The sequence below is a fragment of the Aequorivita aquimaris genome (assembly GCF_001573155.1).
Lineage (GTDB): Bacteria > Bacteroidota > Bacteroidia > Flavobacteriales > Flavobacteriaceae > Aequorivita > Aequorivita aquimaris.
On the sequence record NZ_JRWG01000010.1, the window covers coordinates 37,118 to 52,796 of the forward strand.

Genomic DNA, 15,679 nt, shown 5'->3' on the forward strand with positions numbered 1-15,679 from the left:
ATTATACCACAATCAACCAAAAAGATGGTGCACCACATCGTGCACTTTTGCCACTTTTATGATGTTAATGTGGAAGTTTTGCTTCGGAATTTTGCAATATTTTGAAATAACGATAGAAGTAAACCCAAGTTTTTCGGCTTCCAAAATACGTTGTTCCACTCGGGTTACGGGACGCACTTCACCTGCCAGACCTATCTCTGCAGCAAAGCAAAGTCGCTTGTCTATTGCAATATCAATATTGGAGGAAAGCACGGCGGCAACTACTGCCAAATCGATTGCGGGATCGTCAACGGTAATTCCTCCGGTAACATTCAGAAAAACATCTTTTGCGCCAAGTTTGAAACCTGCCCGTTTTTCCAAAACGGCAAGAATCATATTCAACCGTTTTGCGTTATACCCGGTGGCACTGCGCTGTGGCGTACCGTAAACGGCGCTGCTCACCAGGGCTTGAATTTCTATCATCAACGGGCGCATGCCTTCCAAAGTTGCGGAAATTGCGGTTCCGCTTAAATCTTCGTCATTTTTAGAAATCAAAATTTCCGAAGGGTTTGAAACTTCTCTTAAACCGCTGCCCTGCATTTCGTAAATTCCCAATTCGTTGGTACTTCCAAAACGGTTTTTATTCGCCCGAAGAATTCTGTAAATATGGTTGCGGTCGCCTTCAAACTGCAAAACCGTATCAACCATATGTTCCAAAATTTTTGGGCCGGCGATGTTTCCATCCTTGGTGATGTGGCCGATTAAAATTACTGGCGTTGCGGTTTCCTTTGCAAACTTTATAAGCTCGGCTGTAGTTTCACGAATTTGCGAAATGCTTCCGGCAGTACTCTCAATATAATCTGTGTGAAGGGTTTGGATGGAATCAATCACCACAATATCCGGTTCAATTTCTTCAATATTTCTGAAGATATTTTGTGTTTTTGTTTCCGTTAAAATGAAACAATTTTCTGAAACAGGCTGGATACGTTCCGCCCGCATTTTTATTTGCTGGGCACTTTCTTCCCCCGAAACATACAGCGTTTTATAGGGCAACTGCAGCGCAATTTGAAGCATTAACGTACTTTTCCCAATTCCGGGTTCGCCGCCCAAAAGCGTTAATGAGCCGGGAACCAATCCGCCGCCGAGCACACGGTTCAATTCGTTGTTTTTTGTATTTAAACGTGCTTCGGCTTGGGTTGAAATTTCAGAAATACGCTGTGGTTTCGCAACTCTTTTGGAGGTACCTTCGGAAGCTTTCCAACTCACCTTTTCAGCTTTTTGGATTACTTCCTCGGCAATGGTGTTCCATTCTTTACAAGAGTTACACTGCCCTTGCCATTTGGCATATTGTGCGCCGCAGTTTTGGCAGAAAAATGTTGTCTTTGTTTTGGCCATAATAGTTCCGCTAAAATAAATATATTTACGCTACAAACCTTCGCTAAATGAAACGCTTATTCCTCACATTTTTTTTATTGTGTTTTTGTTCGTTGGTTTCCACCGCACAACGATACCAATTCAAAAAATATAAAACAGAAGAAGGGCTGGTAAATAACGAAACCTTTGCTATAATACAAGATAGCAATAACAAAATTTGGGTAAGTACTACTGGCGGAATAAGTTGTTTTAACGGAAAAACTTTTAAAAACTACACTACGGAAGACGGCTTAGCTTCCAATATTGTTTTCAGCATTTTTGAGGATAGCAAGGGTCGTATTTGGGCTGGCACACTGGATAATGGTGTAAGCATTATTGAAAACGGAAAAATTACAAATCCAAAAGGCGTTGATTTTGACTTTTTGGGAAGTGCTACCTATATTTTGGAAGGTAGCGACGGCACTATTTATATCATTTTCGTAAAAGGCATAGTGACCTACAAAAACGGAAAGCTGGAGTATTTGCTAAAAGGAACTGAGGAAAACCAAATCTCAGGGTTTCAAAGTGCAGATTGGCATGATGACAATACTCTATATATAGCTTCATCTAATAGGGGAATTTTTAAAATGTCACTTAATCCACTAAAAATTGAAAACATTTACAATGAAAAAGACGGGATAAACAACATTTGCTATTCAGTTTTTGTGGATGGCAAAAAGGATGTTTGGGTGGGAGCTTATGGCGAATTATATAAAATATCAAACGGGAAGCTTACAAAATATAAATTCAAGCAAGAGGATTTTGACGAAAACCGTGTTTATGGAATTCTCGAAGAAAATGAAAACGAGCTCTTTTTAAGTTTTGAAGGGAATGGCTTTGGAATATTCAATAAGCAAACGGGAGATTTAGAGGTCATTAATGAAGCACAAGGTCTTCCTTCCAAATACATTTACCGAATGATTAAAGATACTGAAGGCAATTACTGGATGACCAGTTATGGCGAAGGTATTATACGGTTCAGGGATATGGCTTTCAAAATTTATGATGACACACAGGGGTTGCCGTCCAAATCTGTAAATGCAATTGTGGAATGGGACGGGGAATTGCTCATGGCCACAAATGACGGTGTGTTTGCATTAGATGAACACAAGAAAATTCGGCCCATCACTAAAAGTGGTGCAATAAAGAATCTATTTGTTACACCAAATGATAACCTTCTCTATACTACAGAAACAGCAGTTTTTGAGCATGCAAAGAGCAACCCTAGGCCCAGATTAATAGATGAGGGCGATTATAATCTATTGTTCGAAAAGCAGAATAAAACTTTTCTTTTTGGTACCGATAAAATTAAAGTTTTGACAAAAGATTCAATCTATTTTATAAAATCTCGAAGAGCTATAACCATTGTGCCTATCGCAGATCGGTATATACTTGGCAAAATAGGCGGTCTGTTTCAAATGAATGATAGAAAAACAGATACCATTCCTGGACTTCATCCCAATTTGCACAATGACTTTAGAAGCTTGGATGCCATTAATGCAAATGAAGTACTGGCTGGAAACGAAAAAAAATTATACCACATAACACTTCAGAACGAGCATTTTAAAATTCAGACTTTTGAGATGAATCGATTTGCCTCCTTAAAACAATTTCGGGCATTGAAGGTTGATGGAAAAAATTTATGGTTGGCGGGCAGAGACATGTTGCTGAAAGTTGATTTGGAACTTTTGTTGCAAAAAGATAGCATTGTGTCAAAAAAATATACCACTGTGTCACATTTTTTGGAAAATGACATAGATTTCAATTCGCTTTTAATTACCGAAGACAAAACCATTTTGGCCACTTCCCTCAGCGGAATGCTCGCTTTTGATGAAAAAACATATCTTCCAAATTCGCAGCCTCCAAAACTTGATCTTTCGGGAATTCTTCTGTTCTCAGAACCTTTAGTGGATAGTCTTTACAAAACCGGCAATGGCATTGTTCTTCCGCATCAAAAAAACTATTTAAGCTTTTCAATGGAAGCGATAACGTTCACCAACCCAGAAAACGTTCACTATAAATATAGAATGAAAGGACTTCGGGATGGAAATGAATGGACCCAACCTACAAAAGACCCTATCGCAGTGTTTTCTTATCTTCCGCCAGGTGACTATACTTTTGAGTTTATTGCGGATAATGGTGATGGTGTATGGCAAAACCACCCGTTTCAATATGCATTTGTGATAACTGTTCCGTTTTGGAAAACTTGGTTTTTTTGGGTTTCTTTATTATCTGTTTCATCATTAAGTGTTTTTTTATTTTATTATTTCAAAAACAAAGCAGAACAAAAAAGAAATGAAGCATATACCCACAATCTCATAAAAGCGCAAGAAGAAGAACGTACTCGTGTGGCGCGCGAGCTTCACGATAGCGTTGGACAAAAATTGATGCTGCTCACAAAAAAAACCAAAACAAACGGCAACCAAGAAATGGAGTTTTTAGCGGCTAATACTTTGGAAGAACTACGTGCAATTTCGAGAGGTCTTCATCCTGCAACACTGGAACGTTTGGGTCCCACGGCTGCCATTCGGAATATGGTTGATGAAGTGGACTCTAACACAAATATTTTTTTTACCCATGAAATTGATGATATAGATGCTTTGTTAAGTAGAGAGGCATCATTACATTTGTATAGGATTATTCAGGAAACTTTAAACAACATGGTGAAGCATGCCGAAGCCAAAGCCGCTTCGGTTACAATTGAAAAAAAGGGCCATACCATTGAAGCTACTATTGCAGACAATGGAAAAGGCTTTGAAATTTCAGAAAAAGTAATGATCAGTACTAGCCTCGGGATGAAAACTTTAATGGAACGCGCAAAAATTTTACACTCAAAAATTGATATAAAAAGTCAAATCAATAAAGGAACAACCATAACGCTAATTATCCCGATATAAATGCTTGAAAAGAGTAAAATTTCCGTTGTTATTGCAGATGACCATCCTATGATTTTAAAAGGACTGCATGATGAGCTACAGGCAAATAACTATAATGTTTTGGGCCAAGCGGCCAATGGCATGCAGGCGCTGGAGCTTATTTTAACACATAATCCAACCATAGCTCTTCTTGACATTGATATGCCACTTTTAACGGGTTTTGAAGTTATAAAAATGGCCAAACAAAAGAAGGTTGACACTAAGTTTATAATCTTATCCTTTCATAAAGAGAATGACTACCTATCCCAGGCCAAAGCACTTCAAATAAATGGTTATCTTCTGAAGGAAGACTCATTTTCTGAAATTGAAGATTGTATTCAATGTGTTTTAAATAATGATGTATGCTTTAGCCGCTCGTTTGACGCCTCTTCATTAGTAACCGTTTCAGAAGATTTAAAAAAAATAAAGCATTTAACCTCTTCTGAAAAAACGATTTTAAAGTTAGTAGCAGAACAAATGAGCAGCAGCGAAATTGCAGAACAACTTTTCATTTCAATACGAACGGTAGAAAAACACCGGAGCAACATAATCATGAAGCTGGAAATTGAAAATACTACCACCAATGCTTTGACCAATTGGGCATATTTACACAAAAATGTTATTAAAGAGCTATAGGTTTAATAACCAAAATCAGCTTTTATCTTGTCTGCCCTGTCCAATAATTTATCAATGGTTATAAAATCTACCTCTTCTTTATCGTAGGCTCCTTGAAAAATTTTCATGGCTTTTTTGGGCTCGCCGGTTTCTTCGTAATAACGTCCCAAATAATAATCTCCCAATACCGTATCTGGATATTGTCTTTTTGCCAAGGTTGCAATCTCTCGCAAAGATTCCCATTGGTTTCGTTTTTCTGAAGCAGTGGCCGTAGCTATAAAATCATTAACGCGAATGTTGTTTGTAATGCCAAAAAGATCCTCTATCACCTTATATTTATCAAGCAGATATTGGCTAATTGGCGTATCCAATTTCAATAAAACTTCAGTGTATTCCTTTTTGCTAATTGGTCTATAAACCGAAAATATTTTTTCCAAAGCATTCGGAATGCCACGACCACCCAAAGAATAGTGGGTAGCACCATCAAAATTATCATAATAATAATTGAAGGATTTGCTTTTCAAACCGTTTAATTGGTTGTTAAGGTCTTGGGTAGATTCCATCAAGCCTTTAATATCGTCAGTTCCCGTAGCCAAATAATAGAATATTTTTCCGGGAATTTGTGGAATGCGTTCCACAAGGCGCTCTTCCATCATAGGAGCCATATCTGGACTTAGATTTATATAACCATTCAGCAACGGCGGATCTTTAAAGAGATAATAATTTAAAAAATTGGCCGTAAAATCGTGCCCCACACCAATGATGAACTTTGCGGTGCGATACTTTTTATCAATATATGGAATAAGTTCCATCCCAATAAATTCAAAAAATTGGGCACCCTTTTCGCCAGGCATAAAAGTATTGTCGTCATAAGAGCAATCTTCATAACGTAAATCACCTTGCATAACGCCAACTACTATAGACTCTGGCATATCTTCCCAATAACTGAAATAATCAACGTTTCCAGCTACTGGCTCAAAAAGATAATCAGCATCCAGCACCAAAACTATGGGGTATTTTTTATCAATATTGGTATCGTAATTTCTGGGAAGTTGAATTTTTAATCTTCGAGACTCGCCAAGTTTGTCAGAATTGAACTCTTCGTAAATTATTTGGGAAAATGAAGCATAATTGAGCAGCACACAAACTGCGAATAGTAGGATTTTTTTCATTGGTTAGAATTTTTAGGCTGCGGAAAGATAACAAATTTTCAATTTGTGTTTTTTTCACCGAAAAATTATTTCGAAAAAATTACAATTTTAGCCGTTTTCGATTGTAAATTGGAAGTATCACTAATGAGAGCACGCCAAAGAAAACAATGGAAAAAATATTTGAAATCCAAACAATCCATCCAAAAGCAACCCCCACGGTTTTGGCAACTCCGAAAACACTCAAAATTCCCGCAACTGCAGCAGGATAGGTTCCAAAGCCACTATTGGTAAATGCAAAAGTGAAGCTTCCGACAACAAAAGTGATTATAATTGTTCCAAAAGAAATATTTGTAGTATCCGGCAATGCGTGCAGCGCTGTGTAAAAGGACAGTAGGTATAGGCCCCAAATGATAAAAGTGTGAAAAAGAAAAGTGCCTTTTTTCTTCATTTTCAAAATGCTGAACACGCCTTCTTTCAATCCAATAACAAAGCTTTTTATTTTTTTATTGATATTCGATTTTGAAAATTTAATGTATACGGGAATGCTCACGCCCATTAAAACAATTCCGAAGATAATAACATATAAAAGTGAGGGCGGAATACTTTCCAACACGTAATCATACAATACGTCAAACTTTATAACAAGTGCCAAAACAGTGAAAAAAAGAAGGAATAAAAGGTCAACAACCCTTTCGGAAATAATGGTTCCAAATCCTTTTTGAAAAGGCACTCCTTCATATTTATCCAAAATGATCCCTCGGGAAACTTCACCGCTTTTCGGAATAAAAATATTCATTAAATACGCCACGGAAACCGCCATAAAATTATTGGCCAATTTGGTTTTATAACCCAATGGCTCCAACATAAAATTCCATCGATAGGATCGAGAGAGATGGCTTAACACACTAAATACAACAGAAAGCAAGACGAAACCATAGTTTGCATTGGCAAAATATTTTTCAGTTTCGGCAAGTTGTTGTGGCGTAAAAGACTGGTAGATATACCAAATCAAGAAAACTCCCAATCCCAACGGAATCGCAATCTGCAAAAATTTTGAGAGGGAGCGGCTCAATTTATCGGAGTAGATTTGTTTCCTCGTCTGGGAACACCAAAGCCGGTTTAAAGACCTTGGCCTCTTCCACTTCCATCAAGGCATAGGTAATAAGAATAAGCACATCCCCGGGCGCCACACGTCTTGCGGCGGCACCGTTTAAAGTAATTTCGCCACTGTTTCGAGGACCGGGAATGGCGTATGTTTCAAGGCGTTCGCCGTTATTATTGTTTACTATCTGGACTTTTTCGCCTTCAATAATGTTGGCTGCGTCCATTAAATCTTCGTCAATAGTAATGCTGCCAATATAGTTTAGATCGGCACCAGTAACTTTTACTCTATGGATTTTAGATTTTACTACGTGTATTTGCATGGTGCAAAGGTATTAATTTAAAGGCATATTATCTATTAGCCGAACATCGCCCGCAAAAGCTGCTATAAAAGCTCTGTATTTTGAAGCTTTGTTTTTTCGCTTTGCGGTTTTGAGTGTTTTTTCGTTGGCTATTTCAAAATATTCCAAATTCAAGTTGGGGTTTTGCAAAAACCGTTCCGTAACCAATGTGTTCAACCCTGCAAGGGATGTAGAACTGAATTTTTCCCGAACTTCTTGTAATGTTTTATAAATAAGTGCTGCTTCTTCAAATTGTTTTGCAGTCAGTCGTTTGTTACGTGAACTCATTGCAAGTCCGTTTTTCTCTCTCAAAATTGGGCATCCCACAATTTTTACGGGTAGCATTTCGATGGCGACCAACTTTTTAACGATCTGTAATTGTTGAAAATCTTTTTCGCCAAAGTAGGCTGTATTTGGTTTCACAATTTTTAAAAGCTTGCTAACAATGGTTCCCACTCCGTCAAAATGTCCTTTTCGGTGCTTGCCCTCCATTTCATTTTCGAGGTTTCCAAAATTGTACTTTTTTGCGGAAACCGAAGCATCATATAGATCTGAAACCTCTGGCAAATACACAATCACATCGCCTTTTAATTTTTTTAATAGGGAGATATCATCTTCGGGAGTGCGCGGATATTTTTCAAGATCTGCACTGTTATTAAATTGTGTGGGATTTACAAAAATGCTCACCACCACCACATCATTATTTTCTAAAGCATTCTTTACCAAAGATATATGCCCTTTATGCAATGCACCCATTGTTGGCACAAAACCTATCTTGTCATTTTTTGCCCCGGAAGACAAAGCTTGCACCAAGGTTTCTTTCTGGGTATGTATTACCATAAAATTGGGTTAAGAGCGGGCAAAATTAATATATTAAAGACAATCTACATAAATTTTCGTAATTTTGCGTGTTTTTAAACGCCTCGAGACATTGGGGCAAATTGCAATAATTCCTAAAAAACCCTATAGATGAAAGATAAAAGAGTCTTGTATGTGTCTTCAGAAGTTATACCCTATCTTCCCGAGACCGAGATTTCTTCAATGTCGTTTGAAGCTCCCCGAATGATCAACAATAATGGCGGCCAGATAAGAATTTTTATGCCACGCTATGGTAATATCAACGAAAGAAGGCACCAATTGCACGAAGTGATTCGCCTTTCTGGAATGAACTTGGTAATAAACGATCTCGATATGCCACTGATTATAAAAGTGGCGTCCATCCCTAAAGAGCGCATCCAGGTTTATTTTATTGATAATGAAGATTATTTTAAAAGAAAGGCAACCTATGCTGATGAAGAAGGAAATTTTTACAAAGACAATGACGAGCGCGCCATTTTCTTCGCAAAAGGCGTTATTGAAACTGTAAAAAAACTGAACTGGGCACCAGATATTATACACGTTCACGGATGGCTTGCTTCTTTTCTTCCTTTATATCTACGGAATTATTACGGAAACGAACCCCTTTTTGAAAATAGTAAAATAGTTACTTCTGTGTACAATCAAGGCTTCGATGGAACGTTAGCTAAAAACACAATAGATAAAGTTAGGTTTGATGCTATTGATGACGATGTTATTACTGAACTTGAAGAGCCAAGTTACGTAAACCTTATGAAAATAGCCGTCAAAAATTCTGACGCAGTCATTGTTGGATCCGAAGAAATACCAAAAGAGCTTGATGAATTTATTAACACTTTAGACAAACCTGTGTTAAAATATCATAATATGGAAAATTTTTCCCAAGCATATTTAGACTTTTACAGCTCAAAAGTCTTAAAGTAATTTCTTCAACAATCTCATTGAAATGAGCTAATTACATTTCACACAAAACAATTAATAGAACAAATGAAAATAAAAAATTTGTTGCCCCTTGCAGGTGCTATTTTCTTTATAATAATTGCATTCTCTTCTTGCCAAGAAGATATCTCAACCTTGGGTTCTGAAGTATTGGGAACTGAAACCCCCAACGGAATTTTAGATGAATCACAATCCGTCATTGCATACAGTAGAAAACTCGGCCCATTACAGAGCAATAGGCTACCCGCTTATCAATTAGGGGTTTATAACGATCCTGTATATGGAAAATCAACAGTGAATCTTTTATCACAGCTTACCCTTGAATCAAACGACCCCAGCTTTGGCGAGAATGCTACGGTAGATAGTGTTTTTGTGTATTTACCATATTTCAGTACAGGAACCACAGTGGACAGTGTAACTACGTATGAGCTTGATTCTATATATGGCACCACGCCTATAAACGTGTCCATATTTGAATCAAAATATTTTTTAAGGGAATATGATCCCAATACAGGTTTTGAGGAATTTCAAAACTACTACACTACCCAAGGAGACGTTTTTGAAGGCTATCTAGGTGAGGAACTAGCTTCAGTAGAAAATTTTCTGCCGACAAAGAACAGCTATGTTATATTTGAAGGAGAAGAAAATGAAGAGGAAATAACACCCGGCCTTCGTATAAAGCTAGATTCGACCTTCTTCCAAAACAATGTGATTGATATGGAAGGAACTCCAGAATTGCGAAACAGCAATAACTTCAAAAACTTTTTAAGAGGTCTTTATTTTAAAGTTAATTCACCAACGGACAATGGCAGCCTCTTTATTTTTGATGTTACCAAAGCATACGTTTCTATATTTTACAGTTACGATAATGAAGATGAACCCGATGAAAGAGACAATGCTGTATTTAAATTGAATTTTAGTGGAGGCATAAGTGTAAATACTTTTACAAACCAACTGCCCACCCAAATACAAACCGCAGTAGAGAATCCAAATATTGAAACCGGAAATGAAAATCTTTACCTACGCGGGGGTGATGGAATCATTTCTGTTGTGGAACTCTTCGGGAAAGACAACGATAATAACGGCGTGGCAGATCAACTTGAAACTCTTCGCGATAAAAAATGGCTGGTCAATGAGGCAAATCTCATTTTTTATGTGAATCAGGATTTAATGGTAGGTGGTGCTACAGAACCTGAACGTATAATAATCTATGACCTTAAGAACAGTAACGTATTGGCAGATTACAATCTGGACCCAACGAATGGCCTGGAAGCTGTAGATGCCCTTACAAATCATTACGGAAAACTGCAAAGAGGAAGTGATGGTAACGGTGAATACTACAAATTAAAAATAACAACCCATATCAGTAATTTGATTAATAAAGACAGCACAAATGTACCTTTGGGCATAGTGGTATCTCAAAACGTTTTAACAAGGACGACGCAGAAGCTTCAAAACCCTATGGAGCCTAATATTGAGCAAATACCGTCCAGTACTGTAATTTCACCTGAAGGAACCATACTTTACGGAAATGCAACGCCTAACCAAGAAAAAAGATTAAAACTCCAAATTTATTACACTGAACCTAATTAAACCCTGCGTATGTGTGGAATTGTAGGCTATATCGGCAAAAGAGAAGCATATCCCATTATCCTGAACGGACTGAAACGTTTAGAATATCGAGGATATGACAGTGCGGGAATTGCCCTTTTCGATGGTACTGATATTCAACTTTGCAAAACAAAAGGTAAGGTTGCAGATCTTGAGGCAAAGGCAGAACGCGAAATTATCTTAAAAGGAAATCTCGGCATAGGCCATACACGCTGGGCAACCCACGGAGTTCCGAACGATGTTAATAGCCACCCTCACTATTCAAACAGCGGCGATCTGGTAATTATCCACAATGGTATCATTGAGAATTACGATTCCCTTAAAAAGGAATTGAAAAAAAGAGGATACACTTTCACCTCAGATACCGATACCGAAGTATTGGTAAATCTTATTGAGGATATTCAGATAAACGAAAAAGTAAAACTGGGAAAGGCTGTCCAAATTGCATTAAATCAGGTGGTAGGCGCTTATGCCATCGCACTTTTCGACAGAAAAAAACCAGATGAAATTGTAGTTGCCAAATTAGGAAGTCCTTTGGCAATCGGTATTGGCGAAGACGAATTTTTTGTAGCAAGCGATGCTTCGCCTTTTATTGAATTCACAAATAACGCCATCTATCTTGAGGATGAAGAAATGGCCATCATACGTCTGGGCCGCGATGTAAAAGTGAGAAAAATTAAGGGCGATAAATTGGTTGCGCCTTACGTACAAGAACTCCAGCTGAACCTTGAACAGATTGAAAAAGGTGGCTACGACCATTTTATGCTAAAAGAAATCCACGAACAACCCGCGGTGATTAAGGACACCTATCGCGGCCGATTGCTAGCGGAAAAAGGTATCGTTAGGCTTGGCGGACTTGAGGATTACATAGAAAAGTTCATCAATGCGGACCGTATTGTCATCGTGGCTTGTGGAACGTCTTGGCACGCGGGATTAGTGGCTGAATATATTTTTGAGGATTTGGTGCGCATACCCGTAGAGGTAGAATACGCTTCCGAATTCCGGTACAGAAACCCAATAATTTCAGAAAACGATGTTGTCATCGCCATTTCACAAAGTGGGGAAACCGCAGATACCCTTGCCGCAATAAAACTTGCAAAGTCAAAGGGCGCATTTGTTTATGGAATTTGTAATGTAGTCGGCTCTACCATTTCCAGGGAAACACATAGCGGTACCTATACGCACGCCGGACCAGAGATTGGGGTTGCGTCAACTAAGGCGTTTACTACGCAGATTACCGTTTTGGCAATGATTGCGCTTCGTTTGGCCAAAGCCAAGGGCACAATAAGCCAAACCGATTTTATGCTTTATTTGCGCGAATTGGAGCTTATTCCAAACCACGTAGATGAAGCCCTGAAAACTGAAGATAAAATCAAGGAAATTTCCGCCGTCTTTAAGGATGCACGCAATTTTCTTTATTTGGGAAGAGGTTACAACTTCCCGGTAGCTTTGGAAGGGGCTCTGAAACTAAAGGAAATTTCATACATACACGCAGAAGGCTACCCCGCAGCAGAAATGAAGCACGGGCCAATTGCGCTGATTGATGAACATATGCCAGTGGTAGTGATTGCCATCAAGAGCGACCACTATGATAAGGTAGTTAGCAACATTCAGGAAATCAAGGCCCGCAAAGGTAAGATTATAGCTGTAGTTTCCGAAGGCGATACCGCCGTAAGGGAAATGGCAGATTATGTAATGGAAGTGCCGCACACCCCGGAAGCTCTGTCGCCATTGGTTACCACCATTCCGCTGCAATTGCTTTCATACCACATAGCCGTAATGCTTGGCCGTAACGTGGACCAACCGCGTAATTTGGCGAAAAGTGTTACCGTGGAATAGTAATGGTTGCATATTTCACTTTTTAAGTTGATGAAATTTCAAAGGCCATCCTTCTCTTTTCCGAAAAGTATTGTTTTAGCACTTTTGGGGTTATTCACTTTTTCCTGCATTCCGCTACAAATAGCCCCTAACATTGACGGCGCAAAAATTTATAAAGGAAAAAAATTTAAAAAACAGCTTCCGAAACAGCAAGTTTACGTGTTTGAAGACCCAAAAGACGCCAATGAATTTTACACTTATATCAACGCAAAGTTTGATATTGATTATGATATAGGAGGTGGAAATGTACCCATAACCATAAACAACAAAAAACATTATCTTACTTTCTACGAAGTGGAACGGAACACCAAAACCGTAAATTTGGTTCCCATTGCCGTAGATCTGGCGAACGAGAGTAAAGGCAACGAACCTATTTTTGAAGCCATATACACCTCTAGATCCGGCTCGTGGTATATTGCTTTAACGGTTACAGACGATGCCTTCAATGACAATTTGAAAGAAACCGATCCTTCCCATAAAAGCATTTTAAGATATCTTGATAAACTTCGGCTTGAGTATCTTTCCACCGCAAATTATATGGAAATATACTTTAAGAGTCATTAACCTAAAAGTCTTGGAAATTTCTGGTTAAATCTTCCCAAAGCCACTGGACAGTTATTATTTAGGTGTTTAACTTTTCCAAATTGGATTCCTCTTTACCCATTAGGCGTTTTAAGTTTCAACATTTTTCTTTCTTTCCCTTTGCGAAATTTGCGAGAAGGGTGTGTATAACTGAATAAGCAATTAAAATCCCGAAAAACGAATATTCCACATTGGCATGGCCTTTAAATAATATAGCCGTACTAAGCAAGAGTGCGGCCCAGATAAGTGCGTTTATTAAAATGATTTTTTTCATTTCCTAAAATATTTAATGGAATGACTTGATTATACCTCTTCGGTTGGTGCCCAAATGGTCAATTGCCATTTCATAACTTATTTGTAAATCTTTTCACCAAATTGTTACAAAATTCTTTTCAGTAGTTTATTTTTAAGCTATGAAAGTCATCAACCTCATCTCCGGTCCCCGAAATCTTTCAACGGCGCTAATGTACTCTTTCGCACAACGTGAGGATATGACGGTTTTGGACGAACCTTTTTACGGCTATTACCTTCAAAATGCTTCCTTGGAAATCGAGCATCCCTCCCAAAAGGAAATCCTTCAAACGATGGAACTGAACGAAGAAAAAGTAATTGAAAACATCAATTCACTTCGAAAGCAGAAAAATGTTTTCGTAAAAGGAATGGCGCACCATTATTTGACCGATTCGCCAAATTTTATTTTGAATTGGGAAAATGTGATTCTAATTAGACATCCAAAAAAACTGATTGCCTCTTTTTCAAAAGTAATCCATACGCCTACCCTAAATGACATCGGCATCAAAAAAGCTTCGGAACTATTTTTATTTCTGAAGAAAAACGGAAAAACACCCATTGTGATTGACAGCGATGAACTCTTGAAAAATCCAAGAAACTATCTGAAAAAACTGTGCAATTTATTGGAAATACCTTTTTCGGAAAAAATGCTTCGATGGAAAAAAGGCGGCATTCCCGAAGACGGCGTTTGGGCGAAACATTGGTATAAAAATGTGCACAATTCCGAAGGTTTCGCTGTGCAAAAAAGCAGCTCACAACCTTTGCCAAATCATTTGGAACCGTTGCTGGCAGAAGCTTTGCCTTATTACGAAATTTTAAAAAGCAATATTTTAATTTAAAACATAAACCACCTTCAACGCATAACCCATAACTCTTAACTCTTAACACTTAACTCTCAACTTCAAAAAAAATGCTTCAAAAATCCAATCCCAAAAACGACAACATCCAAGTATTTATAAAAGACAAACTCTATCCCCGCAGTGAAGCAAAAGTTTCGGTTTTCGACAGCTCCGTTCAAGGCGGCGATGCCGTTTGGGAAGGCTTACGCGTATATCCCGAAGGCGTAGTCTGCTTAGAAAAACACTTGACCCGTTTGCAAGAATCCGCAAAAACACTGGCATTTGTGGATATTCCTTCCAAGGAATTCATCAAAAAAGCAATAAAACAAACTCTCGACGCCAACGACATGAATGACGATACGCACATCCGCCTGACGTTGACGCGAGGCGAAAAAATAACCAGCGGCATGGACCCGCGGCTCAACCAAAGCGGTTCCTGTTTAATCGTTTTGGCAGAATGGAAACCGTTGGTTTACGATAACGATCACGGCATAAAAGTAATAAGCACCAGCCAACGCCGAAACTCGCCTCAGTTTTTGGACAGTAAAATCCATCATAATAATTTACTCAATAATATTATCGCAAAAATACAGGCAAACGTTGCCGGAAAAGACGCCGGATTGATGCTGGACGAGCGCGGGTTTATAGCCGAACTTAACGGTAGCAATCTTTTTATGGTGAAAAATGAAAAAGTTGTTACGCCTTTTGCACACGCCTGTCTTCCCGGAATAACACGGAATTCAGTTATTGAAATGTGTAAAAAGCACGATATTGAAATTTCCGAAGCAGATATTACCCTCTCCCAATTCTACAATGCCGACGGCGTTTTCGCAACGGGAACAATGGGCGAGCTTACCCCCGTTGTTGAAATTGATGGACGCAGCATTTCCAAAGATGATTCCCTTCAGAAAAAAATAATTTCCCTTTTCAAAAAAGAGGTTCGTGGATTGTGTGAGAAGCTCGATTAACTTTCACAAAGTTTAAAACTTTGTCAAAGATGATTTCACGAAGGAGACTAAAGAATAGTGCGTAAAGCTTGGATTTTACAAGACCTGACAGGTTTTTGAAACCTGTTGGGTCTTTCCAGCATAGTCCCCAAATTTTTTAAACATTTCCATTGCAAATTTCATTCAGAAAAAACTATCTTTGCACCGTTCAAAACAGGGGTG

The 15,679-nt window shown here is 38.4% G+C and carries 14 protein-coding genes; 8 read left to right on the forward strand and 6 right to left on the reverse strand.

What is annotated here, in order from left to right:
* Positions 1-12 precede the first annotated feature (12 nt).
* Positions 13-1,374, reverse strand: a complete 1,362-nt coding sequence (gene radA, locus LS48_RS12850) for a DNA repair protein RadA (protein ID WP_062622909.1) — start codon at positions 1,372-1,374, stop codon at positions 13-15.
* Between the two features lie 47 nt (positions 1,375-1,421).
* On the opposite strand from radA, the gene LS48_RS12855 reads away from it, so the two are divergent.
* Positions 1,422-4,289 carry a sensor histidine kinase gene (locus LS48_RS12855; RefSeq protein WP_078056439.1) on the forward strand — a complete coding sequence of 956 codons (2,868 nt, stop codon included), beginning with the start codon at positions 1,422-1,424 and terminating at the stop codon, positions 4,287-4,289.
* Positions 4,290-4,943: a response regulator gene (locus LS48_RS12860; RefSeq protein WP_062622911.1), complete on the forward strand. Its 654-nt coding sequence runs from the start codon at positions 4,290-4,292 to the stop codon at positions 4,941-4,943. It abuts the gene before it with no gap.
* A 2-nt stretch (positions 4,944-4,945) separates the two neighbouring features.
* On the opposite strand, the gene LS48_RS12865 is transcribed toward LS48_RS12860, so the two are convergent.
* The 4 genes from LS48_RS12865 to panC form a co-directional block, all read right to left on the reverse strand.
* A complete protein-coding gene (locus LS48_RS12865; RefSeq protein WP_062622912.1) occupies positions 4,946-6,094 on the reverse strand; it encodes an alpha/beta hydrolase in 1,149 nt (382 codons plus the stop codon).
* A 79-nt stretch (positions 6,095-6,173) separates the two neighbouring features.
* Positions 6,174-7,145, reverse strand: a complete 972-nt coding sequence (locus LS48_RS12870) for a lysylphosphatidylglycerol synthase transmembrane domain-containing protein (protein WP_076692477.1) — start codon at positions 7,143-7,145, stop codon at positions 6,174-6,176.
* Position 7,146: 1 nt separating this feature from the next.
* Positions 7,147-7,497: an aspartate 1-decarboxylase gene (gene panD, locus LS48_RS12875; protein WP_062622913.1), complete on the reverse strand. Its 351-nt coding sequence runs from the start codon at positions 7,495-7,497 to the stop codon at positions 7,147-7,149.
* 12 nt (positions 7,498-7,509) lie between these two features.
* A complete protein-coding gene (panC, locus tag LS48_RS12880; protein WP_062622914.1) occupies positions 7,510-8,355 on the reverse strand; it encodes a pantoate--beta-alanine ligase in 846 nt (281 codons plus the stop codon).
* 129 nt (positions 8,356-8,484) lie between these two features.
* On the opposite strand from panC, the gene LS48_RS12885 reads away from it, so the two are divergent.
* The 4 genes from LS48_RS12885 to LS48_RS12900 all read left to right on the forward strand — a co-directional run bounded on the left by LS48_RS12885 (position 8,485) and on the right by LS48_RS12900 (position 13,362).
* Positions 8,485-9,294 carry a glycogen/starch synthase gene (locus LS48_RS12885; protein WP_062622915.1) on the forward strand — a complete coding sequence of 270 codons (810 nt, stop codon included), beginning with the start codon at positions 8,485-8,487 and terminating at the stop codon, positions 9,292-9,294.
* A 63-nt stretch (positions 9,295-9,357) separates the two neighbouring features.
* Complete coding sequence (bamH, locus tag LS48_RS12890) at positions 9,358-10,902, forward strand: BamH family beta-barrel-assembly machinery protein (protein WP_062622916.1); 1,545 nt, start codon at positions 9,358-9,360, stop codon at positions 10,900-10,902.
* A 9-nt stretch (positions 10,903-10,911) separates the two neighbouring features.
* Positions 10,912-12,759, forward strand: coding sequence for a glutamine--fructose-6-phosphate transaminase (isomerizing) (gene glmS, locus LS48_RS12895; protein ID WP_062622917.1), 1,848 nt, complete (start codon positions 10,912-10,914; stop codon positions 12,757-12,759).
* A 30-nt stretch (positions 12,760-12,789) separates the two neighbouring features.
* Positions 12,790-13,362 (forward strand): hypothetical protein, encoded by a 573-nt coding sequence (locus LS48_RS12900; RefSeq protein WP_062622918.1) that lies wholly within the window; start codon positions 12,790-12,792, stop codon positions 13,360-13,362.
* Positions 13,363-13,477: 115 nt separating this feature from the next.
* Here LS48_RS12900 and LS48_RS15355 read toward each other — a convergent pair whose 3' ends face one another.
* Positions 13,478-13,654 carry a hypothetical protein gene (locus LS48_RS15355; RefSeq protein WP_157881737.1) on the reverse strand — a complete coding sequence of 59 codons (177 nt, stop codon included), beginning with the start codon at positions 13,652-13,654 and terminating at the stop codon, positions 13,478-13,480.
* Positions 13,655-13,793: 139 nt separating this feature from the next.
* Between LS48_RS15355 and LS48_RS12905 the strand changes: the two genes are divergently transcribed.
* The gene (locus LS48_RS12905) at positions 13,794-14,510 is read left to right on the forward strand and encodes a sulfotransferase-like domain-containing protein (protein ID WP_062622919.1); all 717 of its coding nucleotides are present in this window, start codon (positions 13,794-13,796) and stop codon (positions 14,508-14,510) included.
* A 71-nt stretch (positions 14,511-14,581) separates the two neighbouring features.
* A complete protein-coding gene (locus tag LS48_RS12910) occupies positions 14,582-15,478 on the forward strand; it encodes an aminotransferase class IV (RefSeq protein WP_062622920.1) in 897 nt (298 codons plus the stop codon).
* Positions 15,479-15,679: the final 201 nt, after the last annotated feature.

Excerpts from the sequence above, each read along its gene's own strand:
- LS48_RS12860 (WP_062622911.1), top strand. The coding sequence starts at position 4,290 with ATGCTTGAAAAGAGTAAAATTTCCGTTGTTATTGCAGATGACCATCCT.
- panD (WP_062622913.1), bottom strand. The coding sequence starts at position 7,497 with ATGCAAATACACGTAGTAAAATCTAAAATCCATAGAGTAAAAGTTACT.
- LS48_RS12900 (WP_062622918.1), top strand. The coding sequence starts at position 12,790 with ATGAAATTTCAAAGGCCATCCTTCTCTTTTCCGAAAAGTATTGTTTTA.
- LS48_RS12905 (WP_062622919.1), top strand. The coding sequence starts at position 13,794 with ATGAAAGTCATCAACCTCATCTCCGGTCCCCGAAATCTTTCAACGGCG.
- radA (WP_062622909.1), bottom strand. The coding sequence starts at position 1,374 with ATGGCCAAAACAAAGACAACATTTTTCTGCCAAAACTGCGGCGCACAA.
- LS48_RS12910 (WP_062622920.1), top strand. The coding sequence starts at position 14,582 with ATGCTTCAAAAATCCAATCCCAAAAACGACAACATCCAAGTATTTATA.
- bamH (WP_062622916.1), top strand. The coding sequence starts at position 9,358 with ATGAAAATAAAAAATTTGTTGCCCCTTGCAGGTGCTATTTTCTTTATA.
- LS48_RS12865 (WP_062622912.1), bottom strand. The coding sequence starts at position 6,094 with ATGAAAAAAATCCTACTATTCGCAGTTTGTGTGCTGCTCAATTATGCT.
- LS48_RS15355 (WP_157881737.1), bottom strand. The coding sequence starts at position 13,654 with ATGAAAAAAATCATTTTAATAAACGCACTTATCTGGGCCGCACTCTTG.
- panC (WP_062622914.1), bottom strand. The coding sequence starts at position 8,355 with ATGGTAATACATACCCAGAAAGAAACCTTGGTGCAAGCTTTGTCTTCC.
- glmS (WP_062622917.1), top strand. The coding sequence starts at position 10,912 with ATGTGTGGAATTGTAGGCTATATCGGCAAAAGAGAAGCATATCCCATT.
- LS48_RS12885 (WP_062622915.1), top strand. The coding sequence starts at position 8,485 with ATGAAAGATAAAAGAGTCTTGTATGTGTCTTCAGAAGTTATACCCTAT.
- LS48_RS12855 (WP_078056439.1), top strand. The coding sequence starts at position 1,422 with ATGAAACGCTTATTCCTCACATTTTTTTTATTGTGTTTTTGTTCGTTG.